Origin of the sequence: Sphingobium sp. JAI105 (genome assembly GCF_015752145.1) — a bacterium.
Lineage (GTDB): Bacteria > Pseudomonadota > Alphaproteobacteria > Sphingomonadales > Sphingomonadaceae > Sphingobium > Sphingobium xenophagum.
Genome location: NZ_JADOUC010000001.1, coordinates 1,056,340 through 1,082,020, shown reverse-complemented (window position 1 = coordinate 1,082,020; position 25,681 = coordinate 1,056,340). Strand labels below are relative to the sequence as shown.

27 protein-coding genes and 1 tRNA gene are annotated in these 25,681 nt (G+C 65.5%); 15 read left to right on the top strand and 13 right to left on the bottom strand.

Going from position 1 to position 25,681, the window contains the following annotated elements:
- Window positions 1–3: 3 nt before the first annotated feature.
- Window positions 4–390 (bottom strand): SMU1112c/YaeR family gloxylase I-like metalloprotein, encoded by a 387-nt coding sequence (gene gloA2, locus IWY39_RS05080; RefSeq protein ID WP_107125227.1) that lies wholly within the window; start codon window positions 388–390, stop codon window positions 4–6.
- Between the two features lie 149 nt (window positions 391–539).
- On the opposite strand from gloA2, the gene hemB reads away from it, so the two are divergent.
- Both hemB and IWY39_RS05070 read left to right on the top strand, forming a co-directional pair.
- Window positions 540–1,535 (top strand): porphobilinogen synthase, encoded by a 996-nt coding sequence (gene hemB, locus IWY39_RS05075; RefSeq protein WP_107125228.1) that lies wholly within the window; start codon window positions 540–542, stop codon window positions 1,533–1,535.
- 1 nt (window position 1,536) lies between these two features.
- Window positions 1,537–2,106 carry a gamma carbonic anhydrase family protein gene (locus IWY39_RS05070; RefSeq protein ID WP_181316778.1) on the top strand — a complete coding sequence of 190 codons (570 nt, stop codon included), beginning with the start codon at window positions 1,537–1,539 and terminating at the stop codon, window positions 2,104–2,106.
- A 106-nt stretch (window positions 2,107–2,212) separates the two neighbouring features.
- Here IWY39_RS05070 and IWY39_RS05065 read toward each other — a convergent pair whose 3' ends face one another.
- The 5 genes from IWY39_RS05065 to zwf form a co-directional block, all read right to left on the bottom strand.
- Window positions 2,213–2,725 (bottom strand): hypothetical protein, encoded by a 513-nt coding sequence (locus IWY39_RS05065; RefSeq protein ID WP_017184182.1) that lies wholly within the window; start codon window positions 2,723–2,725, stop codon window positions 2,213–2,215.
- A gap of 58 nt (window positions 2,726–2,783) precedes the next feature.
- Complete coding sequence (gene eda / locus IWY39_RS05060; protein ID WP_026149598.1) at window positions 2,784–3,407, bottom strand: bifunctional 4-hydroxy-2-oxoglutarate aldolase/2-dehydro-3-deoxy-phosphogluconate aldolase; 624 nt, start codon at window positions 3,405–3,407, stop codon at window positions 2,784–2,786.
- A 2-nt stretch (window positions 3,408–3,409) separates the two neighbouring features.
- A complete protein-coding gene (glk, locus tag IWY39_RS05055) occupies window positions 3,410–4,384 on the bottom strand; it encodes a glucokinase (protein WP_019052660.1) in 975 nt (324 codons plus the stop codon).
- Between the two features lie 111 nt (window positions 4,385–4,495).
- Complete coding sequence (gene edd, locus IWY39_RS05050) at window positions 4,496–6,337, bottom strand: phosphogluconate dehydratase (RefSeq protein WP_107125230.1); 1,842 nt, start codon at window positions 6,335–6,337, stop codon at window positions 4,496–4,498.
- Window positions 6,330–7,793, bottom strand: coding sequence for a glucose-6-phosphate dehydrogenase (zwf, locus tag IWY39_RS05045; RefSeq protein WP_026002580.1), 1,464 nt, complete (start codon window positions 7,791–7,793; stop codon window positions 6,330–6,332). The genes edd and zwf overlap by 8 nt, the downstream gene beginning before the upstream one ends.
- Before the next feature lie 229 nt (window positions 7,794–8,022).
- On the opposite strand from zwf, the gene IWY39_RS05040 reads away from it, so the two are divergent.
- Window positions 8,023–8,107 (top strand) — tRNA-Leu (locus tag IWY39_RS05040).
- 253 nt (window positions 8,108–8,360) lie between these two features.
- On the opposite strand, the gene IWY39_RS05035 is transcribed toward IWY39_RS05040, so the two are convergent.
- Window positions 8,361–9,497 (bottom strand): pyridoxal phosphate-dependent aminotransferase, encoded by a 1,137-nt coding sequence (locus tag IWY39_RS05035; RefSeq protein WP_107125231.1) that lies wholly within the window; start codon window positions 9,495–9,497, stop codon window positions 8,361–8,363.
- A 65-nt stretch (window positions 9,498–9,562) separates the two neighbouring features.
- Between IWY39_RS05035 and IWY39_RS05030 the strand changes: the two genes are divergently transcribed.
- The 3 genes from IWY39_RS05030 to IWY39_RS05020 all read left to right on the top strand — a co-directional run bounded on the left by IWY39_RS05030 (window position 9,563) and on the right by IWY39_RS05020 (window position 12,446).
- On the top strand, window positions 9,563–9,826 hold the full coding sequence (locus IWY39_RS05030; RefSeq protein ID WP_017183673.1) for a hypothetical protein: 264 nt from the start codon (window positions 9,563–9,565) through the stop codon (window positions 9,824–9,826).
- A 278-nt stretch (window positions 9,827–10,104) separates the two neighbouring features.
- A complete protein-coding gene (locus tag IWY39_RS05025) occupies window positions 10,105–10,545 on the top strand; it encodes a DUF1772 domain-containing protein (RefSeq protein ID WP_107125282.1) in 441 nt (146 codons plus the stop codon).
- A gap of 164 nt (window positions 10,546–10,709) precedes the next feature.
- Entirely contained in the window at window positions 10,710–12,446 is a 1,737-nt protein-coding gene (locus tag IWY39_RS05020; protein WP_107125233.1) for an acyl-CoA dehydrogenase family protein, read from the top strand.
- 153 nt (window positions 12,447–12,599) lie between these two features.
- On the opposite strand, the gene trmB is transcribed toward IWY39_RS05020, so the two are convergent.
- The 5 genes from trmB to IWY39_RS24305 all read right to left on the bottom strand — a co-directional run bounded on the left by trmB (window position 12,600) and on the right by IWY39_RS24305 (window position 17,128).
- The gene (gene trmB, locus IWY39_RS05015; RefSeq protein WP_107125234.1) at window positions 12,600–13,295 is read right to left on the bottom strand and encodes a tRNA (guanine(46)-N(7))-methyltransferase TrmB; all 696 of its coding nucleotides are present in this window, start codon (window positions 13,293–13,295) and stop codon (window positions 12,600–12,602) included.
- 139 nt (window positions 13,296–13,434) lie between these two features.
- Entirely contained in the window at window positions 13,435–14,634 is a 1,200-nt protein-coding gene (gene metK / locus IWY39_RS05010) for a methionine adenosyltransferase (RefSeq protein WP_107125235.1), read from the bottom strand.
- Between the two features lie 57 nt (window positions 14,635–14,691).
- Window positions 14,692–16,347, bottom strand: coding sequence for an apolipoprotein N-acyltransferase (gene lnt, locus IWY39_RS05005; RefSeq protein WP_107125236.1), 1,656 nt, complete (start codon window positions 16,345–16,347; stop codon window positions 14,692–14,694).
- 1 nt (window position 16,348) lies between these two features.
- Window positions 16,349–16,984: a YqaA family protein gene (locus tag IWY39_RS05000; protein WP_017184525.1), complete on the bottom strand. Its 636-nt coding sequence runs from the start codon at window positions 16,982–16,984 to the stop codon at window positions 16,349–16,351.
- Window positions 16,985–16,996: 12 nt separating this feature from the next.
- Complete coding sequence (locus IWY39_RS24305) at window positions 16,997–17,128, bottom strand: hypothetical protein (RefSeq protein WP_261375936.1); 132 nt, start codon at window positions 17,126–17,128, stop codon at window positions 16,997–16,999.
- 83 nt (window positions 17,129–17,211) lie between these two features.
- Between IWY39_RS24305 and IWY39_RS04995 the strand changes: the two genes are divergently transcribed.
- The 4 genes from IWY39_RS04995 to IWY39_RS04980 all read left to right on the top strand — a co-directional run bounded on the left by IWY39_RS04995 (window position 17,212) and on the right by IWY39_RS04980 (window position 20,723).
- Window positions 17,212–17,937, top strand: a complete 726-nt coding sequence (locus IWY39_RS04995; RefSeq protein WP_107125237.1) for a hypothetical protein — start codon at window positions 17,212–17,214, stop codon at window positions 17,935–17,937.
- 75 nt (window positions 17,938–18,012) lie between these two features.
- A complete protein-coding gene (locus IWY39_RS04990; protein WP_107125238.1) occupies window positions 18,013–18,663 on the top strand; it encodes a glutathione S-transferase family protein in 651 nt (216 codons plus the stop codon).
- 158 nt (window positions 18,664–18,821) lie between these two features.
- On the top strand, window positions 18,822–19,361 hold the full coding sequence (locus IWY39_RS04985; RefSeq protein ID WP_196871399.1) for a hypothetical protein: 540 nt from the start codon (window positions 18,822–18,824) through the stop codon (window positions 19,359–19,361).
- Window positions 19,362–19,424: 63 nt separating this feature from the next.
- Entirely contained in the window at window positions 19,425–20,723 is a 1,299-nt protein-coding gene (locus IWY39_RS04980; protein WP_107125240.1) for a M28 family peptidase, read from the top strand.
- Between the two features lie 65 nt (window positions 20,724–20,788).
- Here the strand turns inward: IWY39_RS04980 and IWY39_RS04975 are convergent, their stop codons facing one another.
- Window positions 20,789–21,331, bottom strand: coding sequence for a hypothetical protein (locus IWY39_RS04975; RefSeq protein WP_107125241.1), 543 nt, complete (start codon window positions 21,329–21,331; stop codon window positions 20,789–20,791).
- Between the two features lie 214 nt (window positions 21,332–21,545).
- Here IWY39_RS04975 and IWY39_RS04970 point away from each other — a divergent pair, with 214 nt between their 5' ends.
- The 5 genes from IWY39_RS04970 to IWY39_RS04950 all read left to right on the top strand — a co-directional run bounded on the left by IWY39_RS04970 (window position 21,546) and on the right by IWY39_RS04950 (window position 25,630).
- Window positions 21,546–22,811 (top strand): DNA-packaging protein, encoded by a 1,266-nt coding sequence (locus tag IWY39_RS04970; RefSeq protein WP_229380670.1) that lies wholly within the window; start codon window positions 21,546–21,548, stop codon window positions 22,809–22,811.
- Between the two features lie 62 nt (window positions 22,812–22,873).
- Window positions 22,874–23,212 (top strand): hypothetical protein, encoded by a 339-nt coding sequence (locus IWY39_RS04965; protein WP_017184517.1) that lies wholly within the window; start codon window positions 22,874–22,876, stop codon window positions 23,210–23,212.
- A gap of 297 nt (window positions 23,213–23,509) precedes the next feature.
- Complete coding sequence (locus IWY39_RS04960) at window positions 23,510–24,631, top strand: phage portal protein (RefSeq protein WP_107125243.1); 1,122 nt, start codon at window positions 23,510–23,512, stop codon at window positions 24,629–24,631.
- Between the two features lie 61 nt (window positions 24,632–24,692).
- Window positions 24,693–25,013: a DUF6127 family protein gene (locus IWY39_RS04955; RefSeq protein ID WP_017184515.1), complete on the top strand. Its 321-nt coding sequence runs from the start codon at window positions 24,693–24,695 to the stop codon at window positions 25,011–25,013.
- Window positions 25,014–25,180: 167 nt separating this feature from the next.
- Window positions 25,181–25,630 carry an HK97 family phage prohead protease gene (locus IWY39_RS04950; RefSeq protein WP_107125283.1) on the top strand — a complete coding sequence of 150 codons (450 nt, stop codon included), beginning with the start codon at window positions 25,181–25,183 and terminating at the stop codon, window positions 25,628–25,630.
- The last annotated feature ends 51 nt before the right edge of the window (window positions 25,631–25,681 follow it).

The window sequence follows — 25,681 nt, the reverse complement described above, 5'->3', positions numbered from 1 at the left end:
CGGTCAGGGCGCTGGTTGCTCATAAAGTTCGAGCGGCAGTCCGTCAGGGTCGGTGAAGAAGGTGAAGCGCTGGCCCGTATATTCATCGATCCGGATCGGTTCGCACGCGACCCCGGCGGCGTCGAGCCGTGCCACTTCCGCATCGATATTGGCGACGGTGAAGGCAAGGTGCCGCAGGCCGCAGGCTTCGGGGCGGCTGGTGCGGGCAGGCGGATTGGGGAAGGAAAACAGCTCGATCTGGGCATTGCCTGCGTCAAGATCGCACTTCCATGACTGGCGCTCGGCGCGCCAGACTTCGCGGATCACCGGCAACTGCAATATGTCGCGGTAAAAGGCGCGCGAGCGGGCATAGTCGGAACAGATGACGGCGATATGGTGGATGGCGCGCATGAGGGCCTTCTATCGCAGGGGCAGGCGCAGGGGAATGGGGGATGGGGGATGGGGGATGGAGCGGCCTTCCTGTCGAGGGGAGCGGGGCGCTGGCCTGTGTTCGATCACTCTGGCTTGATCCCCCGGCTTCGCGCGCCTAGACCCGCGCCATGACCCAATCTTCCTATCCGGCGCTGCGGATGCGGCGCGCACGGGCTTCGGCGTGGAGCCGGGCGATGTTTGCGGAAAATCGCCTGTCGCCTAGCGATTTCATCTGGCCCCTGTTCGTGACCGAGGGCGAGGGGGTGGAGGAGCCGATCGGGGCGCTGCCGGGCGTGTCGCGATGGTCGGTGGATGGCATCGTCGCGCGGGCGCGGGAAGCGCGGGATGCGGGCATTCCTTGCCTGGCGCTGTTCCCCAATACGCAGGCCGAGCGGCGCAGCGACGACGGCGCGGAGGCGCTGAACCCCGACAATCTGATGTGCCGGGCGATCCGGGCGATCAAGGATGCGGTGCCGGACATTGGCGTGCTGACCGACGTGGCGCTGGACCCCTATACCGCGCATGGACAGGACGGGCTGCTGGACGATGGGGGCTATGTCCTCAACGATGCGACCGTCCATTTGCTGATTGGCCAGTCGCTCAATCAGGCGGCGGCGGGGGCGGACATCATTGCGCCCAGCGACATGATGGACGGGCGGGTCGGCGCGATCCGCGCGGCGCTGGAGCGCGAGGGCCATGTCAATGTCCAGATCATGTCCTATGCGGCCAAATATGCGAGCGCATTCTACGGGCCGTTCCGCGATGCGGTGGGATCGCGCGGGTTGCTGAAGGGCGACAAGAAAAATTACCAGATGGACCCGGCCAATGGGCAAGAGGCGTTGCGCGAGGTGGCGCTGGACCTGGCCGAGGGGGCGGACAGCGTGATGGTGAAGCCGGGGCTGCCCTATCTGGACATCATCGCCCGTGTGAAGGACCAGTTCGCGGTGCCGGTGTTCGCCTATCAGGTGTCGGGCGAATATGCGATGATCGAACATGCCGCCGCCGCTGGCGCGGGGGACCGCGACGCGCTGGTGCTCGAAACACTGATGGCGTTCAAGCGGGCGGGCTGTTCGGGCGTCCTGACCTATCATGCGCTGCATGCGGCGCGGCTGCTGGGAGCTTGAGATGAGCGATTATCCGGGCGTCAGCATCGTCCCGTTCAAGGGCAAGACGCCGGTCATCCACCCCAGCGCCTTCATCGCGCCGGGATGCCGGATCATCGGCGATGTCGAGATCGGCGAGGATGCGAGCATCTGGTATAATTGCGTCATCCGCGCCGATGTGAACCGGATACGGATCGGCGCGCGCAGCAATGTGCAGGACGGCACGGTGATCCATTGCGACAGCCCCGGCGACGGGATCGATCGGCCACTGGAAGGATGGCCGACCATCATCGGGGATGATGTGCTGATCGGCCATATGGCGATGGTGCATGGCTGCACGCTGGAGGACCGGGCGTTTGTCGGGCTGGGCGCGATCGTCATGGACGGATGCGTGATCGAGAGTGACGGGATGCTGGCGGCGGGAGCGTTGCTGTCGCCGGGCAAGCGGCTGCAGGGGCGGCAATTATGGGCGGGGCGACCGGCCAAATATATGCGCGACCTGTCCGACGAGATGGTGAAGAAGCTGAGCGGCGGCGCGGCGCGCTATGTCGACTATGCGCGGGCGCATAAGGCAGCGGTGGACGCGGTTTAGGGCGCATGACTCTAACCTAACCCGTTCGTTTCGAGCGAAGTCGAGAAACGTCGCGCCCAGGTTTCTCGACTTCGCTCGAAACGAACGGAGTGGGGTTTATTCCGCCCTAGGGCTGGGCCAGTTGTCCCTTGAGCGCGTCGATGCGGTCATTCTGGCTGTCGACGATGGCGAGGGCCGTGGTGCGGGCGGTGTCGAGGGCGTCTAGGCCGCCGCTTTCCTTGCCATCGGCAATGGCGCTGGTGCGATTGACATAGAGGGTGTCGAGGCTGGCGAGGGCGGAAACGCTGTCGTTGCGGGCGGTTTCCAGCGCGCTGATCGCGACCTGCGCGGCGACCCAGGCGTCGCTGGAGACGGACGATCCAGATGCGGCGCGGGCGGCTTTTTCCGCTTTGGCATAGGCAGCATCGAAGCCGGTCCGGCCGGTTTCCGCCTGCGCCGTGAAGCGGGCGATCTGCTCGGTCAACTGAGCATCGGCGGCGACCGGGGCGGGGGGTGGCGCGGCCTGCGCGACCGGGGCGCTCTCGATTGGCCGCTTGGCAAGCGAGGGATAGGTCAGCTGTCCGCCGGTGCAGCCGGACAGGAGCAGGGCGAGATAGGGCAGCAGCCGACGGGTCATCATGAACCTGCATCTAGGGTGGCGGGTGACGGCGCGCAATGGCCCCGTCACCCGCGCACGATCATCCGCGCGGGAGGGCGGCGGCGGCGCGCGCCAGTTGCTCGATCTTCGCGCCGTCGACCGGCCCCTTGGGCACGACCCAGCTGCCGCCGACGCATTTGATGAAGGGCTGGGCCAGCCATGTCGGCGCGCTTTCCAGCGTGATGCCGCCGGTCGGGCAGAAACGGGCGGTGTGCAGCGGCGCGGCAAGCGCCTTGAGCGCGGGCAGGCCGCCCGATGTTTCGGCGGGGAAGAATTTGAAATGGGTCAGGCCCATGTCCATGCCGCGCATGATGTCGCCCGCCGTGGCGGTGCCGGGCAGGAAGGGGATGTTCGCGGCGATCGCGGCCTTGCCCAGCGGTTCGGTCAGGCCGGGGCTGACGACGAAGCGCGCGCCTGCCGCCATCGCGGCGTCGAGCTGATCGGGATTGAGGACGGTGCCGGCGCCGACGACAGCGCCTTCCACCTGGCTCATTTCGCGGATCACGTCGAGCGCGGCGGGGGTGCGCAGCGTGACTTCGAGCGCGGGCAGGCCACCGGCGACGAGCGCGCGGGCGATGGTGAGGGCGTCCTCCACCCGATCGACCACCAGCACCGGGATCACCGGGGCCAGCTCCATCACCTGTTCGACGGTCAATTCGCTCATAATCATTGCTCCCTGAAGGCGGCGGCGGCCCCGAAAAGGCCGATTTCATCATGGACGGCCATGCGGATCGGAACGGATGCCATCAGGCTTTCGAACCGGCCCTTGGCCTTGAAACGGGTGTGGAAGCCGCTGTGCGGCAGGAAATCGCGCATCCGCTGGGTCAGGCCACCGGCCAGCACGACGGCATGGGGACCATGGGCCAGCGCAAGATCGCCGGCGACCGAGCCGTAGCAGAGGCAGAAGCGTTCGAGCGCATTGCGGGCGAAGGCATCGCTGTCATCGAGCGCCGCCTGCCACAATTCGGGGTCTTCCATCAACATCACGCGATGATGGCCGATCGTCGCCATCGCCTTGTAGATATTGTTGAGGCCGGGGCCGGACACGATCCGCTCGGTCGAAACGCGCAGGAATTTGTCGCGCAGATAGGCGAGGATTTTTTCTTCCAGACTGTCGAGCGGGGCGAAATCGAGATGGCCACCCTCGGTCGCGATGACGTGGGGGTGGCCATTGTCATAGGCGATCATCGCAACGCCAAGGCCGGTGCCGGGGCCAAGGATGGTGACGCCGCCATCGCGGGGGAAGGGGCGATCCTCGCCGAACAGCAAGGGCAGATTGTCTTGCGGAAGGCGAGAGACGGCATGGGCGACCGCTTCGAAATCATTGACCAGCTTGACCGTGCGAACGCCCAGATCCTCGGCCAGCGTATCGGCGCGGATCACCCAGCTGGAGTTGGTCAGCTTGATGACGTCGCGGCCAATGGCGGTGGCGAAGGCGATGGAGACGGCGTCGGGCAGGTCGCCCGCGCCGCTGTCCGCCTCATCCTGCGTGAAGGCGGCCCAGCAGGATTGCAGGCTGGAATAGTCGGCGACCTTATATTTGCGCACCGTGCCGAGCGTCGGCACGCCGCTTTCATCGAGCGAGGCGCGCGCGAAGCGGGCGTTGGTGCCGCCAATGTCGGCAGCGATGATGTTGGTCATCAGGGCATCCTATCATTATGTCCGTCATGCCAGCGCAGGCTGGCATCCCTCTTCCTTTGCGTGGCGCAAGCAGAAGAGAGATCCCGGCGTTGGCCGGGATGACGGTGGAGATTATAGTTCGGCTTCCATGGCGGCGAGAATGGGGGACGCCCCCTGTTCGGCCAGGTCGCTATGATGGCGGAACAGGGCGAACAGTTCGCGGCCGGTGTCATAGGGCGGGGGCGGCGTGGCGGGGATGTCGCGCGCGTCCCAAGTCGCGGTGTCGACCAGCGCGTCGATGGTGCCGCTCTGCGCGCAGACCCGGACGAGATCGCCATCGCGCAGCTTGCCGATGGCGCCGCCGCCCAAGGCTTCGGGCGAAAGATGGATGGCGGCGGGCACCTTGCCGGATGCGCCGGACATGCGCCCGTCGGTCACCAGCGCGACCTTGAACCCGCGATCCTGCAGTACGCCAAGCGCAGGCGTCAGCTTGTGCAGTTCGGGCATGCCGTTGGCCTTTGGCCCCTGGAAGCGGACGACGACCACGACGTCGCGTTCCAGTTCGCCCGCCTTGAAGGCGCGCAGGACGTCGTCCTGATCGTGGAATATCGCGGCTGGCGCCTCGATGGTCCAGAGCGCGGGATCGACGGCGCTGACCTTCATGACGCAGCGGCCCAGATTGCCCGCCAGCAGCTTCATCCCGCCATCGGCGCTGAACGGATTGGCAACGGGGCGGAGCATGTTTTCATCGCGCGAGGCGGGGACGTCGCGCCACTGGAGCGCTGCATTTTCCAGCACGGGTTCCTTGCCATAATCGGTGAGGTCACCGCGCGCGACGGTCATGATGTCGCGATGGAGCAGGCCATTGTCGAGCAGTTCGCGAATGATATAGCTCATGCCGCCAGCGGCGTGGAAATGGTTCACGTCGCCGGAACCATTGGGATAGACGCGGGCGAGCAGCGGGACGGCATCGGAGATTTCGGCGAAATCGGTCCAGTCGATGCTGATCCCGGCGGCGCGGGCGATGGCGGGCAGGTGGATGGCATGGTTGGTGGAGCCACCGGTCGCCATCAGGCCGATGATGGCGTTGACGATCGCCTTTTCATCCACGCAGTGACCCAGGGGACGATAATCGTCATTTGGTTGTCCGTCTTTGGCCCAGCCGATCGACGCCAGCCGGTGCGTCGCGGCGCGGGTGAGTTCCTGGCGCAGCTTCGTGCCGGGATTGACGAAGGCAGCGGCGGGCATGTGGAGGCCCATCACTTCCATCATCATCTGGTTGCTGTTCGCCGTGCCATAGAAGGTGCAGGTGCCAGCGCCGTGATAGCTGGCGCTTTCGGATTCGAGCAGTTCGTCCTTGCCCACTTTCCCTTCGGCATAAAGCTGGCGGATGCGGACCTTTTCCTTGTTGGCAAGGCCAGAGGGCATCGGCCCGGCGGGGATCAGGATGGTGGGCAGATGGCCAAAGCGCAGCGCGCCGATCAGCAGGCCGGGCACGATCTTGTCGCAGATGCCGAGCAGGGCGACGCCTTCGAACATGGCGTGGGACAGCGAGATGGCGGTCGACAGCGCGATCGTGTCGCGGCTGAAGAGCGAAAGGTCCATGCCCGCCTGCCCCTGGGTCACGCCGTCGCACATGGCGGGCACGCCGCCCGCCACCTGGGCCGTGGCGCCGACTTCGCGGGCGGCCAGCTTGATCGCTTCGGGATAGCGGCCATAGGGCTGATGCGCCGAGAGCATGTCGTTATAGGCCGTGACGATACCGATATTCATCGCCGCGCCGGTGCGGATGACCGGCTTGTCCTCGCCACTAGCGGCAAAGGCATGGGCGAGGTTGCCGCAGCTTAGCTGATCGCGGTTGGTGCCAGCGTCGCGGCCACGCTCGATAAGGTCGAGATAGTGGCGGCGGCTCCTGGCGCTGCGCTTTACGATGCGTTCCGTCACCTTGGCGATGATGGGGTTCAGTTCAGTCATGCCAGCTGGCTCCGTCACGTTCGATAAGGGCAATGGCCGAGGATGGGCCCCAGTTCCCGGAAGAATAGGGGGCGGGTTTCATATTCGCTTCCTTCCACCCGTCGATGATCGAATCGATCCAGGTCCATTGCGCCTCCACCTCGTCGCGGCGGACGAACAGGGTGGGATCGCCGGCCAGAAGATCGAGGATCAGCCGTTCATAGGCGATGCGGCGGCGCTGCCCGGCAAAGGCGGCGGTCAGCGAGACGTCGAGCGTCACTTCGTCGAGATGCACCTGTCGTTCGAGGCCCGGCCGTTTCGACATGATGGTCAGGCGGATATATTCTTCGGGCTGGAGGCGGATGACCATCGTGTTGGATTCAAGCCCCGATCCATGGCCGTCCCGCCCGAAGATGGAGTGCCGGACCGGCTTGAACTGGATCATGATTTCGGACTGGCGTTCCGGCATCCGCTTGCCGGTGCGCAGGTAGAAGGGGACGCCCTGCCAGCGCCAATTGTCGATATAGGCTTTTACCGCGACGAAGGTTTCCGTGGTCGAGGGCTTGCCCAGTTCGTCGGCATAGCCGGTGACGATCTGGCCGCCCACGGCGCCCGGCGTATATTGGCCGCGCACGCTATGGGTCTTGACGGTTTCGGCGGTCATCGGGCGCAGCGAGCGCAGCGCCTTCACCTTTTCATCGCGCACCGCGGTCGGGTCCATGCGGGCGGGCGGCTCCATGGCGATGATCGACAGGATCTGGAGCATATGGTTCTGAACCATGTCGCGCAGCGCGCCGACGCCGTCATAATAGGAGACGCGGCCTTCCAGGCCCACGGTTTCGCCGACAGTGATCTGGACATGGTCGATGCCGGTCGCGTTCCACAAGGGTTCGAACATCAGATTGCCAAAACGCAGCGCCAGCAGGTTCTGGACGGTTTCCTTGCCCAGATAATGATCGACGCGGAAAATCTGATCCTCTTCGAACAGCGCGCCGATGCCGTCATTGACCTGTTTGGAGGAGGCCAGATCCTTGCCGATCGGCTTTTCCATCGCGATCCGGGTGAGCGGGGTGATGAGGCCGGCGTCCGCCAGACCCTGCGCCGTGGGGGCGAACAGCGATGGCGGGGTGGAGAGATAGACCGACAGGCCGCGTTCCAGCCGCCCGTCGATCCGATCGGCAAGGGCGGCGAACTGGGTCGCATTGCCTGCCTCCACCGGCTGATAGCAGATCATCGCGCGGAAGGTGGCGGCGACTTGGCTGTCATAGCGGTCGGCCGCCAGAAACTGGCGCAGCGCCGCATCGACATCGTCGCGAAAGGCGTCGTCGTCCAGTTCCGACCGGCCGGAAGCGACGATCAGGAAATCGTCAGGCAGCAGCCCGTCGGACAGGAGATTATAGAGCGAAGGGAAGATCATCCGTCGCGCGAGATCCCCCGTAGCGCCGAATAATAGGAACGTAGCAGATGATTCGGCCAAAGGATGGTCCTTTTCCGTTGAACATATCTATATCTGCACGATGACGCCCTTATAGCGCGCGCGGATGATAGCGCAAGGAGGCTATCGTCCCGGCGGCAATGCTGCAACGGCTTGCTATCGCATGGTGAAAGTCTGGCGGGCGTGGCGCTTTGGGCGATGAATATGGGCCGGACTGATTTTCGGCTGGACGAGGGAGCCGGATTTTGTCATTTGGCGGCTCCCAGGCCGTGCGGGCGTGGTGAAACTGGTAGACGCGCCGGACTCAAAATCCGGTTCCGCAAGGAGTGTCGGTTCGATTCCGACCGCCCGCACCATTTTTTGGCCGGACTTTGTTTCCGACATTGCAATTCAGATCGAAGTGCATCCTTCCATGGAAGGGCAGGGCGGTTGCATATGACTTTCCGCTATCCATCCAACGTCATGCTGAATTTATTTCAGCATCCATCCTGCCCCACAGGCCGCCGCTCGTAAGGAGAAATGGATCCTGAAACGAGTTCAGGATGACGATGAAGGAGGAGGCAGTTCATATGCGAAAAGCCTGCCCTTGCAGAGGAGGATTTCCAGCGTTCAACGCCTGCCTTGCGCCTGAAACCATGGCACCATCCGGGCGATGGCATCCTCTACCCGGTCGGTGGAGACGGCGAAGCTGAAGCGGATGAAGTGGCGCCCTTCGACCGGATCGAAATCTATGCCGGGCGCGGTGGCGACGCCGGTGTCCTGTAGCAGGCGGTGGCAGAAGGCCAGGCTGTCGTCGGTCAGATGGCTGATGTCGGCGTATAGATAGAATGCGCCATCGGGCGGGGCGATGCTGGCGAGGCCGAGCGCGGGCAGGGCGTCGAGCAGCAACTGGCGGTTGCGGCGGTAGGTGGCGACATGGCCGTCCAGTTCGGCGCTTTCCTCAAACGCCTGTAGCCCGGCCTGCTGAGCCAGGACTGGGGGCGTGAGGAACAGGTTGCCCATGCGGGCGCGGGCGGCGTCGATCAGGACAGGCGGCACGACGATCCAGCCCAGACGCCAGCCGGCCATGCTGAAATATTTGGAGAAGCTGTTGACGATGATCGCGTCGGGCGCGAATTCCAGCATCGAGCGGGCCGGGTCGCCAAAGGACAGCCCGTGATAGATTTCATCCGAGACGATGGCGATGCCGCGCGCGGCGCAGGTCGCGGCGATGCGGGCCAGTTCGTCGGCGGGGATGATGGTGCCGGTGGGGTTGGCCGGGCTGGCCACGATGAGGCCGTCGGGCGCTGGATCGAGCGCGGCGAGCGCGTCGGCGCTGATCTGATAGCGTTCCGCCGGACCGCAGGCGACCTCCACGGGGGAGAGATAGAGCGCCTTGAGCGTGTTGCGATAGGCGACATAGCCGGGGCGGGCGGTGGCGACGCGCGCGCCGGGTGCGAACAGGCTGGTCAGCGCAAGGACCAGGCCGGGGGACGCACCGCAGGTGAGCAGGATGCGTTCGGCATCGATGGCGAGACCATAGCTGTCGCGATAATGGCGGGCGATCCGGTCCTTGAGCGGCTGGCTTTCCCAATAGCCCATCGGGTCGGTATCCAGCACATGATGGGCCATGGCGATGGACGCGGCCGGCGCGCCGGTGGAGGGCTGGCCAAATTCCATGTGAAGGATGGAGCGGCCCGCCGCTTCGAGCCTGTGGGCTTCGCGGCTGATGGCGATGGCGTGGAACGGGTCAATGCTGGCGATCATGCAGCCTGCCTAGAGGGGGCGGGGCCTGGCTGCAACCTTGGCGGGCGGCAGCGCGTTGGGGCGGGATGGATGAGGCTGTGCTGACGGGGCTGCAATATTATGGCGCGGCGGCGGCGACGCTGGCGGCGTTGCTGGTGTCGCTCAACATCGGGCGGCGCGTGACCGGATGGGCGTTCGTACTGTTCGTCACCAGTTCGATTGCGCTGATCCTGTGGGGGTTTCTGGCGCAGGACAGCGAGGGGATAGGCTGGCAGAATGTCGCCATGCTGGGCATCAATATGGTCGGCGTCTGGCGCTACCTGCTGTCGTCGCACAAGCCGCGGGATTAGCGGGCGGCGGACGGTGGTGGTCGTGGAATGTCGCCTGAGGGGAAGGGCTGACGTGATGCGGTATAAAATCGTTCGGCAGCAGTCACCCTCTTGCAGACATTCCGAGCCTTGCAATTGACATCATTTCCGGTCATTTTTCGGTTGCCGAAAATAGAGTTGCAGGTCGGTAGCTCCTGCGCCCGTTCATCGGGTTCTTCCCAGCCACGGCGTCAACCCAACTCGTTGGGAAGGCGCTGCTCTGTGTTTCGCGCCTTCCCGGCTGATGCCGAGGAATGTTCATGTTTCAGCTCTCGATAGCTGCACTTCTTTTCGCCGCGCTGTTTGCTGGCGCTGCACTCTATATAAGCCTCGTCGAACATCCGGCGCGTGTCGGACTAGCAGACGGTCCTCTGCTGATGCAGTGGCAGCCCAGCTACAAGCGGGCGCTTCCAATCCAGTCTGGGCTGGCCGTCGCCAGCGGCTTGGCGGGCCTGATCGTTGGATATTACTCTGCCGATTGGCGGTGGTTTGCGGGAAGCAACCTGATACTCGCCAACTGGCCGTTTACGCTCTTCATCATCATGCCAGTCAACAAACGCTTGATGGCGATGTCGGAGCGTGAGGCGGGCGCTGGAAGCCGGGCGATGCTGATCCAGTGGGGAAAGTTGCATAACGTCAGAAGCGCACTGGGATCAGCCGCGGCGCTTATTTTTGCGTGGGCATTGGCCGGTGCAGGTTAGCGGCCGTCTTCCATCAAAAATAGTCGCTTGCAGACTGGCACCCTTTTTCGGGCGCCCTTCGTCGTCGGCCTTGAACCAGCCGTTTGCGGCAGGCTTTCAGGCTGGTGAAAATTGACTGTAACATATGTTTGGTGTAATGTTCGCGCGATAGAAGAGGAACCGCCATGCAAAGCTATACCCCGCCGATCGACGATTATCGATTTCTGCTGAACGACGTACTGGGTTTCGACCAGGCGATGGCGGAGTTGGGGAAAGAGGTGGATGCCGATCTGGCGGTGGCGGTGCTGCAGGAGGCGGGGAAGGTCTGTGCCGAGCGCTTGCAGCCGCTGAACCGCGAAGGGGACGAGCAGGGGAGCCGGCTGGTCGATGGCGCGGTGCAGACGCCCGATGGTTTTGCGCAGGCCTATCGTGACTTTGCCGAGGGTGGCTGGACGTCGCTGTCGGCGGACCCGGCGCATGGCGGGCAGGGGCTGCCCTTTGTCCTGCAACTCTGGTTCGACGAGATGATGTCGGCGACCAACCTGTCCTTCGGCCTGTTCCCCGGCCTGTCGCGCGGGGCGTGCGAGGCGATCGCGGCCCATGCCAGCGACGAACTGAAGGCCGCCTATCTGGAGCCGCTGGTGAGCGGCGAATGGACGGGCGCGATGGCGCTGACCGAGAGCGGGGCGGGGACCGATCTGGCGCTGCTCAAGACGCGGGCGACGTCAAAGGGGGACGGCAGCTATGCGGTGGCCGGGACCAAGATTTTCATTTCGTCGGGCGACCATGATTTTGGCGGCAATATCGTCCATCTGGTGCTGGCGCGGCTGCCCGATGCGCCACCCGGCGTGAAGGGGATCAGCCTGTTCCTGGTGCCCAAGTTCCTGCCGGATGCCGATGGTGGTTTTACCGTGCGCAACGCCATGTCGGTGGGGTCGCTGGAAAAGAAGATGGGCATCCACGCCCAGCCGACCTGCGTGATGCATTATGATGATGCGACCGGCTGGCTGGTGGGGGAGGCGCATCGCGGGCTGGCGGCGATGTTCACGATGATGAATGCCGAACGGTTGATGGTGGGCATTCAGGGACTGGGGATTGCAGGCGGCGCCTATCAGCAGGCGGTTGCCTATGCGCGGGACCGGTTGCAGGGGCGCAGCGCGGACGGGGCGCGCGGGCCGGTGGCGATCATCGAGCATGCCGATGTGCGGCGGATGCTGCTGAATGTCCGCGCATTCGTGGAGGCGGGCCGGGCGCTGGCGGGATGGACCGCGCTGCAACTCGACCGGGCGAAAGCGCATGAGGATGCGGGCGAGCGGGGACAGGCGGACGCGCTGGTGGCGTTGCTGACGCCGGTGATCAAGGCGGCCTTTACCGACTATGGCTTTGAATGCGCGGTGCAGGCGCAGCAGGTGTTCGGCGGTCATGGCTACATTCGCGAATGGGGGATGGAGCAATTTGTCCGCGATGCCCGGATCGCGCAGATTTACGAAGGCACCAACGGGGTGCAGGCGATGGATCTGGTCGGGCGCAAGCTGCCCATGGCCGGCGGCGCGGTGGTCGAGGGCTTTTTCGACGGGATCGCGGCGGATGTGGCGGCGGCGGGCGACCGGGTGATCGCGGTGCGGACGGGCGAGGCGCTGGCCTTGCTGCGCGAGGCGACGGTGGCGCTGCGCGGGGCGGATGTGGACGCGACCGGGGCCGCGGCGGTCGACTATCTGCGGCTGTTCGCGCTGGTGGCGATGGGATGGATGTGGACGCGGATGGCGGTCGCCGCCGGGTCTGGCGAGACGGCGTTGCATCAAGGCAAGCTGGCGGTAGCGGACTATTATGCCCGGCGGGTGTTGCCGCAGGCAAGCGGGCTGGCGGCGAGCATCGCGGCGGGCGAAGGGGCGATCATGGCGCTGGCGGCGGAGGCGTTTTAGGGGGGCAAGCATCAACCTGTGCGCAACGTTTCTCGACTTCGCTCGAAACGAACGGAGCAGGGTACAATCATCGGGTTGGCTGTTGCCCCATCGAGAGGGTGACACCCCTCCGTCAGGGCTGCGCCCTGCCACCTCCCCTTGCAGGGGAGGATTTCATTTGCGCCGGTAGCGGAAGTACCAGACTTCATGGCCCTTTTTGCGGGCTTTGGCCTCGTAGCGGGTCTGGGGCCAGCCGCCGGGGCGGGTGAGGAAGTCGGCGGGGGTGCTGGCCAGCCAGTCGAAATCGGGATGGCCGTTCATCACCATCAGCGCCCAGCGCAGATAGATGGGATGATCGGTGCCAAAACGGAATTCGCCACCCGGCTTGAGCTTGCGGGCGATCATCGCGACCGGGCCGGGGTTCATCATCCGGCGCTTGGCATGGCGCGCCTTGGGCCAGGGGTCGGGGTGGAGCAGATAGACGAAGCTCAAGGCGCCGTCTGGAATGCGGCTGAGCACCTCAAGCGCATCGCCCATGTGCAGGCGGACATTGCCGAGCGCACCGTCGCGGACATGGCCAAGCGCAGTGACGACGCCGTTCAGGAAAGGCTCGCAGCCGATAAAGCCATGGTCTGGCAGCATGTCTGCGCGATAGGCAAGATGTTCGCCCCCGCCAAAGCCGATTTCGAAATGGAGCGGGCGATCGTAACCGAAGAGGGCGGCGGCGGTGATGTCGCCTTCTTCGGGCACGGAAATGGCGGGGAGGAGGGTGTCGACCAGTTCCTGCTGCCCCTGCCGCAGCTTGTGGCCCGATTGGCGGCCATAGAGGCGGTTAAGGGTCGTTGGATCGCCGGATTTATGCGCTGTCATGGGGCGGCTGACTAGCGGGCAGGAGGGGTGGGGGCAAGGGGGGCTTGGCCTTGCTATTCGGAGAGGCGCGTTCTTCTCCCCTCCCTGAAAGGGAGGGGAGAAGAAAGAGGGGCGTTTTGCGCGCCCCTCTTTGTTTGGATCAGGCCAGAGCGGCCTTGAGCGCGTCCACCAGATCGGTCTTTTCCCAGGGGAAATAGTCGCCTTCAGGGGTGCGGCCGAAATGGCCGTAGGCGGCGGTTTTCTGGTAGATGGGCTTGTTGAGGCCGAGATGGGTGCGGATGCCCTTGGGCGTCAGGCGCACCAGCGTTGGCAGGACCGCTTCGATCGCCGAGGCTTCGACAGTGCCGGTGCCGTGCAGGTCGACGTAGAGCGAAAGCGGTTCGGCGACGCCGATGGCGTAGGAAAGCTGGATCGTGCAGCGGCGGGCGAGCCCGGCGGCGACGATATTCTTGGCGAGGTAGCGGGTGATATAGGCGGCCGAGCGATCAACCTTGGTCGGGTCTTTGCCGCTGAACGCGCCGCCGCCATGGGGCGACGCGCCGCCATAGGTGTCGACGATGATCTTGCGGCCAGTCAGGCCAGCGTCGCCGTCCGGCCCGCCGATTTCGAACAGGCCGGTCGGGTTGACGTAAATCGCTTCTTCGCCGGGCATCCAGCCTTCGGGCAGGATGTCGGCCATGACGCCCTTCACATAGTCGCGCAGCCTGGCGCGGCTTTCGTCATTGTCCATGCCCGCGGCATGCTGGGTCGATACGACCAGAGCGGTCGCACGGACCGGCTTTTCATTGATATATTCGAGCGTGACCTGGCTCTTGGCGTCGGGTTCGAGGAAGTCGACGACCTGCGCGTGGCGGTCGGCGGCCATGCGTTCGAGGATCTTGTGGCTGTAATAGAGGGTGGCGGGCATGAGGTCGGGGGTTTCGTCCGACGCATAGCCGAACATGATGCCCTGATCGCCAGCGCCTTCATCCTTGTTGCCGCTTTCATCGACGCCCTGCGCGATGTGGGCGGACTGGCCGTGGAGATTATTTTCGAAGCGGAAGGTCTGCCAGTGGAAGCCGTCCTGCTCATAGCCGATGCGCCTGACCGTGGCGCGGACTGTGGCTTCGATCTCTTCCTGCGCGCCCGGTGCCCAGGCACCATTTTCATAGACGCCCTTGCAGCGGATTTCACCGGCCAGGACGACGAGCTGGGTCGTGGTCAGGGTTTCGCAGGCGATGCGGGCTTCGGGGTCTTTCGACAGGAAGAGGTCGACGATGGCGTCGGAAATCTGGTCTGCAACCTTGTCGGGATGGCCTTCGGACACGGATTCCGAGGTGAAGAGGAATTGGTTACGCATGGGACTCCCGTAAACGGCTGAACCGGAAAACGATATAAAGAATAGTTTATGTGGCTATTAGCTTTTGCTGCGCTGCATGGCAATGGCCAGTCCGGCGAGCAGCAGCATGAGGGCGAAGGGCGCCCAGTTGCCGACCCGTGCGAAGAGGGTGGGGGCAAGCGGCGGGGGCAGGCCGGAATCGAGGAAACCGGCGCGGTTGAGGCCCAGAGCATGAACGACATGGCCGCGCGCGTCGATGATCGCGGAGACGCCGGTGGGGGTGGAGCGGATGATCGGGATGCCTTCTTCCAGCGCGCGGAGGCGGGCTTGCGCCAGATGCTGGACCGGACCCCAGCTGCCGAACCAGGCGTCGTTGGAGGGGTTGAAGAGAAAATCGGGGCGATTGGCGCGGTCGATCACCTGACCCGAAAAGATGATCTCATAGCAGATCTGCACCCCCATTTTGAGGTCGGGGCGACCGAGCGTTGCGGGCAGCGGGAGGCTTTGCGGACCGGGACCGGGCCAGAAATCGGCATCGCCCGGTACGAGGCGCGAGAGGCCGATCGGTTCGAGGATGTTCCGCATCGGCAGATATTCGCCATAGGGGACGAGATGCGCCTTGCTGTAGCGGCCAAGCAGGCGGGCGTCAGGGGTGACGATCCAGACACTGTTGTTCGCGCCCGCCAGCTTTTGCGTGATGACGCCATTTTCCTCGACCGGCTTGAAATAGACCTTGTCCGCGCCGGTCATCAGCAGGTCGCCGGGGCCAAGCAGGCTGGCGAGGCGGGCGCGCCAGCCCGGTTCCATGTCGAGATAGGCGGGGATGGCGGCTTCGGGCCAGAAAATGAGGCGCGGGGCGGGGCGAGGCTGGCCGGAGAGGGCGGCGAGCTTGCGGAAATTGGCGACTTCGTTTTCGACCGAATATTTCTGGTCCTGGCCGATATTGGGCTGGACGACGCGGACGCGCGGCGCGCCGGGGGGCGTGACCGGGGCGGGGGCGAGATGGCCCCAGAGCGCGAGGAGGAGAAGCGGGGCTGCGATCGCGGCGGCCGGGCGGTAGTGGCGCTGGAACGCAAGAAGCAGCGCGCCCGCCGCGAGGATGGTGAGGGCGCTCAGCCCATAGGTGCCGATCAGGGTGGCGGCGATGGCGATGCCGGTGGGGAGCAGGGTGACGCCGAGCGGGTTCCAGGCGAAGCCGGTGAAAGCCCAGGCGCGCAGATATTCCGTGCCCAGCCAGAAGGCGGCGAAGAGGAGGAGGGGGGGCAGTGCCATCCATCCTCCCCTTGCAGGGGAGGCGGCATCGCGTAGCGATGACGGGGGGGTGTCGCCCTCACGATAGGGTGACACCCCTCCACCACTTCGTGGTCCCCCTCCCCTTGCAGGGGAGGAATGAGACAACCACCATGTCCCTAGGGTCGCCAGGCCGGGATAGACCGCCAGATAGAGCGACAGCAGCAGCACCGCGCCATAGCCGAACCAGTGCGGCATCATGTCCTGAAAGGTGAAGGCGTGGGCGATCCAGTTGAGGCCGAGGGTGAAATGGCCAAGCCCGAAGAGCCAGCCACGGGTGAAGGCGGCGCGGCGGTCCGGGGCGTGCTGGATCAGGAGAATCAGCGCGATCAGGCAGGCGAGCGTTACCGGCCAGAGATTGAGGGGAGCAAAGCCGGTGGCGGAGGCGAACCCCGCCAGCAGCGCCGCGACTTTGGGATGGCGAGCGAAGGCTTGCTTCAGCACGTCAGCGGATCGATTCCATCGTTGCGGCGCTGCAACTGTCGCTCTTGCCGGGGCCGCCGGTCAGCATGGACGCGGCGATGAAGCCGCCGACGATGAGGACGAGGAACAGGCCCGACAGGAGGGCGAGATATTTTTCGATGAACGCCTTGATCGGGCGGCCGAATTTCCAGAACAGAAAGCCGACCAGCATGAATTGAAAAGCGCGGCTGAGCAGGCTGGCCCAGATGAAGGTGAAGAGCGGCAGGCCGATGAAGCCCGCCGTGATCGTGATCAGTTTGAACGGGATCGGCGTCGCGCCCTTGATCAGGATGATTTCCGCCCCGAATTCACGCAGATAGCAGGCCGCGACCGGGAATTTGGCCGCAAGGCCGAGCGCTGCGAGCAATTGCTGGCCGACCGTTTCATAGAGGAAATAGCCGATCGCATAGCCCATCAGTCCGCCCAGCACGGATGCCAGGGTGCAGATAAAGCCGAATCGCAGCGCGCGTTCCGGGCGGGCGAGGCACATGAGGCCGAGCAGCGGATGCGGCGGGATGGGGAAGAAGCTGGATTCCATAAAGCTGAAGGCGAACAGCCAGCGTTCGGCGTGGCGGTGGGCGGCTTTCGCCAGCATCCATTGGTAAAGCCTGGTCAGCATCGGGGCCGACCCCTAGCCGAGATGATGGCCGGTCGCCAGCGCCTTTTGCGGGTGGCGATCCATGGCGTATCGATGGCGCGGCGCTGGCAGGCCATGGCCTCCGCCTGGCGCGACGGCGTTGACGGGACGGCGACGTCTGGGCATGAGCCATCATCAGTCCTGTTCGGTCGGCGCGTTTGACAGTTTCAACCATATCCTGGGCCAGAGTGCGGCAACGCGCGGGCGGCATGGCGTTTGCGCTGGTGCTGAACGCTATCCTGCTGCTTGCGCTGTTCACACTGGCCCCCAAGCCCGAACCCAAAAAGGTGGACGACCGGATGCCGGTGACGTTCGACGTCGAGACCGGGCAGAAGGCGGAGACGGAGCAGAAGCGCGCGCCCAAGGCTGAGCGGCGCGAGAAGGAGGATGCGGCAGCGCCAAAACAGGCCGAGGCGGTGGTGCGGCCACCCGTGCCGGTCGCCAAGCCCGCCGAAGATCCGCCGTCGCCCTTCCCCTTCCTGACGCTGGATCGGGAGCAGATGGCGTCGGCCGATATTGGCCGCATGCCCAAGGCGGCGAAAGGGGCGAGCGCGGCGGGGCAGGGCAACAGCGCCGCGGTCGCGGGACCGGGCGAGGGGCCAGGCGGCGTGCAATTGTTCAACGCCGAATGGTATCGGCGGCCCACCGATGCGGAGCTTTCCCCGTTCCTGCCCGCCAATGCGCCGCCCAATGGGTGGGGCATGGTCGCGTGCAAGACGGTCGATCATTATCATGTCGATAATTGCCAGACGCTGGGCGAATCGCCGCTGGGGTCCGGCTTTGCCCGCGCGGTGCGGCTGGCGGCGTGGCAGTTTCTGGTGCTGCCGCCGCGCGAGAATGGCAAGGTGCTGGTCGGCAGCTGGGTGCGGATACGGATAGATTATACGCGGTCGGTGGCGCGTGCCGGGGGTGGCGCTGGCGCGGGCGGCGAGTGAGCGCCTGCATTAAATAGTTGCATTTCGATACTGTTTCGGCATTTTGCGATCCGGAACAGGACAAGGAGAGATTGCATGATCATCCATGGTGCGCGGCCTTCGCCTTTTGTGCGCAAGGTTATCGTCTTTGCAGCGGAGAAGGGGATTGCGGCAGAGGTGGAGGCGGCCGGTTTCGGGCGCGGGGCGGAAGGCTATCTGAAGGGATCGCCGTTCGGCAAGATTCCGGCACTGGAAGATGGCGATTTCCTGCTGTGCGATTCGAGCGCGATCATAACCTATATGGATGCCCTGCGCCCCGGCGAGGAGATGATCCCGGCAGAACCGAAGGCGCGGGCACGCACGATATGGTTCGAGGAATTTGGCGACACGATCGTCCAGCCGGCGGGGCAGAAGATATTTTTCAACCGGGTCGTGGCACCCGCGATGAAATTTCCGCAGGATCTGGCGGCGGCGGACAAGGCCGAGGCGGAGGAAATGCCGCGTATCTACGACTATCTGGAAGGGGTTTTGCCCGATAGGGGCTGGCTGGTCGAGGATCGCTTCACCCTGGCCGATCTGGCGGCGGCCTGTCCGATCATCAACATATGCTATTGTTCGGACCAGCTGGCGACGGGGCGTTGGCCAAAGGTCGCGGCGTGGATCGAGGCGGTGAAGGCGTGGCCCAGCGTGGCGGAAGCGCTGGAACTGGAGGCGCCGATGGTGGAAGGATTGATGGCCAAAAAATAACCCATTTGGAACATTTGTCTTGACAGCGTCACGCTGTTCTGGCAGAGATGGCCATAGTGGAAAAATGTGAGTCGCCAACGGGGCGACGCAAAAAGGGGCTGATCCGGACGGGTCGGCCCCTTTTGCGTTGGCCGGGCGCATGCGGGGAAGGGACGAGCATGGCGGAAGGGATGGAGGCGCAGATGCTGGAACCGGCGCGCCGGAAGATGGCGGGCGCAGCGCGCGCGCAAATGCGCCGTCCGCGCAAGGATGGATGGACCAGGGAGCAGGAGCGGCTGTTCCTGCAGACATTGGCGATGACCTGCAACACCAGCGAGGCGGCGCGGGTGGCGGGCGTGTGCCGGACCAGCGCCTATGACCGCAGGCAGCGCAACCGGCGCTTTGCCGCCGACTGGGAACGGGCGATGGATATTGGCTATGCCGAGATCGAGGCGATGCTGATGCGCGAAGCCCTGTTCGGCAGCGAGAGCGAGGAGATCCTGCTGGACGGCGAGGGGAGCGTGAAGAGCCGCAAGATCAAGCGCGGGCATGACCTGAAACTGGCGCTGCAACTGCTGACCCGGCATCGCGACCGGGTGCTGGCCTATCGCACGAGCGCGGCGGCGCAAAAGGAGCGGCCCGATAGCCCTGCGGTGGTACGACGGGTGCGGCGGATGGTGGAAGAGGTCGAACGGATGAGGGCGGCGACGGGGACTTGATGCGTGAGGGCGAACCGGCTTCGTCTCTTTACACTTGTCCGATTGGCGATAGACCTGTGGGTCATGAGAAAATTGATCCTGCTCGCCGCTGCTTCGGCGCTTTCGACTTCGCTTCTGGCTTCGCCCGCGCTGGCGGAGGGGAAGGCGCCCGATCCCGCGCGGTTGAAGGCGACGGTCGAGAAGCTGGTGAGTTTCGGGACGCGGCATACGCTGTCGTCGGCGACCGATCCCAAGCGCGGGATTGGGGCGGCGCGGGCCTGGGCGGCGGCGGAGTTTGCGCGGATTTCCAAGGGGTGCGGCGGCTGCCTGAAGGTTGAGAGCGTGTCGGAGCGCTTCACCGCGCCGCGCGTGCCCGATGGCGCGGATATTGTCGATGTGCTGGCGATCCAGACCGGGACGGGCGATCCCAATCAGGTGGTGTTCGTCGCGGGGCATATCGACAGCCGGGTCAGCGACGTGATGGACTTCACCAGCGATGCACCGGGCGCGAACGACAATGGATCGGGCAGCGCGCTGGTGATCGAGGCGGCGCGGGTGCTGGCGGGCGAGACGTTTGACGGGACGATCGTGTACGCGCTGCTGTCCGGCAAATTACTGGCGAACACGGCCAAGGCGCGCGGCTGGCAGGTGCGGGCGATGCTGAACAACGATATTGTCGGCAACACGACCGGGCTGAACGGCCAGATCGTGGCGGACCGGGTGCGGGTCTTTTCCGAAGGGATACGATCGTCCGAGGATGGCAAGGCGGGGCTGACCCGGCGCGGCATCGGCGGCGAGGATGACGGGCCGTCGCGGGCGCTGGCCAAGGCGATCGACGGGATTGCGGAGGCCAATCCGCAGATCGGGCTGGACGTGTTTGCGGTGCGGCGGCCCGACCGTTTCGGGCGCGGTGGCGATCATACCCCGTTGCTGGAGGCGGGCTATCCGGCGGTGCGTTTTTCGGTGGGGATCGAGAATTACGACCGGCAGCATCAGGACCTGCGGGTCGAGGGTGGGCGCGATTATGGCGACACGGTTGTCGGCATGGATTTTCCCTATCTGGCGAAGGTGACGGCGCTGAATGTCGCGGCGTTGCGTGTTCTGGCAAGCGCGCCTGCGGCACCGGCGAGCGTGTCGCTGGATGGCGCGCTGTCGATGGATACGCGGGTATTCTGGGACGCAGTGCCGGGGGCGGCGGCCTATCGCGTCTATTGGCGGCGGGCGGATGCGCAGGACTGGACGGATAGCCGGCTGGTGACCGGGGCGACCGAACTGCTGCTGAAAGATGTGGTGGTGGACGATCATTTCATCGGCGTGGCGGCCGTGGCCAAGGATGGAAGCGAGAGCATCGTGACGTTCGGCGGGATGGCGCCGCGCAAATAGGGGCGCGCCTGTCGCCGCCCCTGTAAGAAAAGTCCATGTGTGTGCGTGTTTGGTCGGCGAGCGGCTTAATGAAGGGGCGGTTCGACGCAGAAGCTGACGATGAGGTTTCTCATGATTTCCAGCGTCTCCGGCGTAGCTTCTATGACGCATTTGCGAGAATCGTGCCGGTCTTCGCGCCGCTGAATTTTGCCGTCCCGTTCAAGCCTGCTGAGGTGACGCAGGGCCGTCGTCATCGGTGAGCCGCTGGCGTAACATAAGGATGTGACGCATGACGTGCGATATTCCGTCGCATCCGTGACAAGAGCGAGCAGCATGTTCCAGCCAGGGTCCGATATGGGATAATGCAACGCTTCCCCACGACGCAGCGAGGATTTATGAAAAGTGCGGGCAATTTGCCCTATTTCGGCAGTCAAGACCTGCGGGTGGATGGCAGGGTCAGCGTCCGGTGCGACAGTCGCGTGCGCACGAATCATGGTTGAAAGGTCTGCTATGGCCTTTTTGCTGATCCCAAGCAGGATCATGTGGCGTTCAATCTCTCCTATCCGGTCAACCATCAGTTGTACCTCTTCATTGCTGTTCTGCTGGTGAAGTGAAGGATTCTGACGCATTTTCGTCTGTTCGAAAATGCCTCCGGGCGATCAATCGGTTAAATATGATCCGATATGGAGTTTCTTCCGGGCACGCCCCGGCGAGAGCATCGTGACGTTCGGCGGGATGGCGCCGCGCAAATAGGGGCGCGCCTGTCGCCGCCCCGGCAAGGGGAGGGCGATGGAGAGTTCGCATGACGAATGGCTGGACCAGCAAGAGCAGACGCAGGCAAGGATGTTGCGGCGGCTGAAGGAGGCTGGCCGCGAACGTATGAGCCGTGAATGGGACTGGCTGGCGCGGCCGGGGCAGAAGGCGCCGGGGGGTGATTGGCGTATCTGGCTGATGATGGCCGGGCGCGGTTTTGGCAAGACGCGGGCCGGGGCCGAATGGGTGCGGGGCATTGCGGAGGCCCAACCCGGCGCGCGGATCGCGCTGGTCGGCGCGACGCTGGGCGAGGCGCGGCGGGTGATGGTGGAAGGGGCGTCCGGGTTGCTGACGATTGCGCCCTGGTGGTGCCGCCCGGTCTTTGCGCCTGCGCTGCGCAAGCTGACATGGCCCAATGGCGCGGTGGCGACCCTGTTCGGCGCGGCGGAACCGGAAAGTCTGCGCGGGCCGCAGTTCAGCCATGGCTGGGCCGACGAGATCGCCAAATGGCCCTTTGCGCTGGGCGCGTGGGATAATCTGATGATGGCGATGCGGCTGGGGAAAAGTCCGCGCGTCATGGCGACGACGACGCCGCGCCCGGTGGCGCTGGTGCGGCGGCTGGTGGCGGACCGGGATGTCATCGTCACGCGGGGGCGGACGGCGGACAATCGCGCGAACCTGGCCGAGGGCTTTGTCGAGGCGATGGAGCGCAGCTATGGCGGCACGCGGCTGGGGCGGCAGGAACTGGACGGCGAACTGATCGAGGAGGTGGAGGGTGCGCTCTGGTCGCGCGACCTGATCGAGCGATGCCGGGTGGCGCATGTGCCGGGCGCAGGCGACGGGGCGGCGCTGCATCGGGTGGTGGTGGCGGTCGATCCGCCTGCGTCCGCCCATGGCGATGCGTGCGGGATCGTGGTGGCGGGCGTGGGCGGTGACGGGCGCGCCTATGTGATTGCCGATGCGAGCGTCGAGGGATGTTCGCCCGAACAATGGGCGCGCGCGGTGGCTGCGGCGGCGCTGGTGCATGGCGCTGACAAGGTGGTGGCCGAAGCGAATAATGGCGGGGCGATGGTGGAAAGCGTGCTGCGCGCGGCGGATGCCATGCTGCCGGTGAAGCTGGTCCATGCCTCGCGCGGCAAAGTGGCGCGGGCGGAACCCGTGGCGGCACTGTACGAAGCCGGGCGGGTGGCGCATCGCGGGGCGTTCGCGCGGCTGGAGGATGAGATGTGCGGCTTGCTGGCCGGGGGCGGCTATGTGGGGCCGGGCCGATCGCCCGATCGCGCCGACGCGCTGGTATGGGCGCTGACCGAACTGATGCTGGGGCGGCGGGGCGAGGCGCGGGTGCGGGGGTTGTGAGGGGAACCCCGCGGTGCCGTCGGTCGTTTCGGGAGCATCGGATTTGAAGTGGAGATTTGGCGATGAAGATGGTGACGATGCTCGGCGCGCTGGTCGGGGCGACGCTGGTGGCTACCCCGGTGATGGCGGTGACGCTGAGCGCGAAGGAGCGGGCGCGGGTGGCGAGGGCGGCACCGCGCGATCGCGACGATGTGCGCTATTGCCTGATCCAGGGGAAGAAGGGGCGCGACAAGGGCACCGTGATCGGCGCGGCTGGCGGTGCTGGCGTCGGGCTGGTCGCCGGTGGTGGCCTGGGCGAGACGCTGCTGGGCGCGGGCGCCGGGGCGCTGGCGGGCCGGGTGATCGGCAAGAGCGAGGGGACGAACTCGACCTGCGACCGGGTGTTGCGGCGCAATCCTTGATCTAGCGACGGTAGCTCGACCTTGACCCGTTCGGGTCTGGTTAGGTCGAGAAACGGCGGCGTGCGGTTTCTCGACTTCGCTCGAAACGAACGGAGGTTGGGGAGCAAACGAAAGCCGTGCTGGTTTGACTTGAGGGTGGGGCGCTCTCCCTCTCGCAGCTGCGGCAGGCGGCTTTGCTGCCAGCCTTCGCTTCAGGTTTAACGCGATTTCCGAGTCATCGAATAGTCTATCTGATTGGAAATCGCTTTGGCCCTCTCCCCGTCGGGGTGAGGGTTTTTTGTTGTGCGGGAGGCAAGCATGAAATTCTTTGGGATGAAGGCCGTGCAGGCGGATGCGCGGCCGGTGCTGGCGCGCGCCTGGGGAACGGGGGCGGTGGCGCTGGGCGAGTGGCCCGCCAGCTATGAGGCGCAGGTGCGTGGCGGCGTGATCGGCAATCCGGTGGCGCAGCGGGCGATGCGGCTGGTGTCGGAAGGGGCGGGGGCGACTGCGCTGAAAGCCTCTGCCGTGGAGGATGGCGCGCGGGTGCTGGCGCTGGTGGCGCGGGCTTCGGCGGGGCAGGGGCTGGTGGAGAGGCTGGCCTGTCACCTGTTGCTGCATGGCAATGCCTATGTGCAGGTGATCGGCGGGGCGGACGGGATGCCCGCCGAACTGTTCGCGCTGCGCCCTGAGCGGGTGTCGGTGGAGGCCGATGCGCGGGGGTGGCCCGCGGCCTATCTCTATCGCGTCGGGGAGAGCGTGACGCGCCTGTCGCCCGAAGATGGCGCGGGGCGGACCACGGTGCTGCACTTGAAAAGCCTGCATCCGCTGGACGATCATTATGGATTGGGCTGTGTCGGCGCGGCAGCGGGGGCGGTGGCGATCCACAATAGCGCGACGGTGTGGAACAAGGCGCTGCTCGACAATGCGGCGCGGCCCAGCGGGGCGATGGTTTATGATCCGGGGGACGGATCGGTCATGGCGCCCGACCAGTATGAGCGGGTGAAGCGCGAGATGGAGATCGCCTTTGCGGGCGCGGCCAATGCCGGGCGGCCCATGCTGCTGGAGGGTGGGCTGAGCTGGAAGGCGCTGAGCCTGACCCCGGCGGAGATGGACTTTGTGGGGCTGAAGGCGGCGGCGGCGCGGGAGATTGCGCTGGCCTTTGGCGTGCCGCCGATGCTGATGGGGCTGCCCGGCGACAATAGCTACGCCAATTATCGGGAGGCGAACAAGGCGCTGTGGCGGCAGACGATATTGCCGCTGGTGCGCAAGATCGGCGCGGGGCTGGGGCAGGGACTGAGCGGCTGGTGGCCGGGGCTGCGGATCGAGCCGGACCTGGATGGCATCGCGGCGCTGAGCGACGAGCGGGCAGCACTGTGGGAGCGGGTCGCGGGGGCGGATTTCCTGTCGGCGGAGGAGAAAAAGGGGCTGTTAGGGTTGTGAGGCGGGCGGCGGTTCCCCCTCTCCCAACCGCGCCAAGGGGGCGAGGGGATTGGAGGGCGTGATGAAACAGGATGGCGAGATGCTGGCGCGGTTGGTGGCGCAGGCGGAAGGCGGGCCGGGGGCGATGGACATGGTGATGATCCGGGCGCTGGTGGAGGAGGCGAGCGAGCTGGGCGCGGGGCGGGCGCTGGAGCGACTGGGGCTGGCCGACCGGCGGGCGGAGGGCGATGTGCGCGAGCTGCGCGAACTGCTGCGCGCCTGGCGCGACGCCAAGAAGGCGGCGCGCGGGGCGGTGATCGGCTGGCTGGTGCGGATCGCGCTGGCGCTGGTGCTGCTGGGGATTGCGGTCAAGACCGGGCTGGTCGGGTTGGTCAGAACGTGAGCGGCGATGGGGCGCCTGTTCCGTTCGGGCTGAGCGAAGTCGAAGCCCTTGGCCGCGCGGAGCGAGGTCAGAAGCCTTCGACAAGCGCAGGCAAGCCCCCTTCGACTGCCCGCCTGCGGCAGGCGCTCAGGACAGGCTTCGACAGGCTCAGGGCGAACGGAGATTATATGGCTCAAGACGTGCGCTTTGCCGGTTATGCGGCGATTTTCGACCGGGTGGACCGGGGCGGGGATGTGGTGCGGGCGGGGGCGTTCGGTAGCGTGCGCGCGGCGGGGGTGCCGTTGCTGTGGCAGCATGGGCCGGGGCAGGTGATCGGCGCGATCGAGCGGCTGGAGGAGGATGCGCGCGGGTTGCGGGTGATCGGCCGGGTGTCGGCGCGGACGGCGGCCGGGCGGGAGGCGGCGGCGGGGCTGAAGGCCGGGGCGCTGGATGGGCTGTCGTTTGGGTATAGGGTGCGCGAGGCGCGTGGCGGTGGAGCAGGTTTGGGGCCGCGCGAATTGCTGGCGTTGGAGCTGGTGGAGGTGAGCCTGGTGACGCATCCGATGCAGGATCGGGCGCGGGTGCATAAGGTGGAGGGATTTACGCCAACGCGCGCCCCCTCATCCAACTGCGCCTAGCCAGCAAGCTGGCAAGGCTTCGTATCCTTCTCCTCCCGTGGGGAGAAGGTT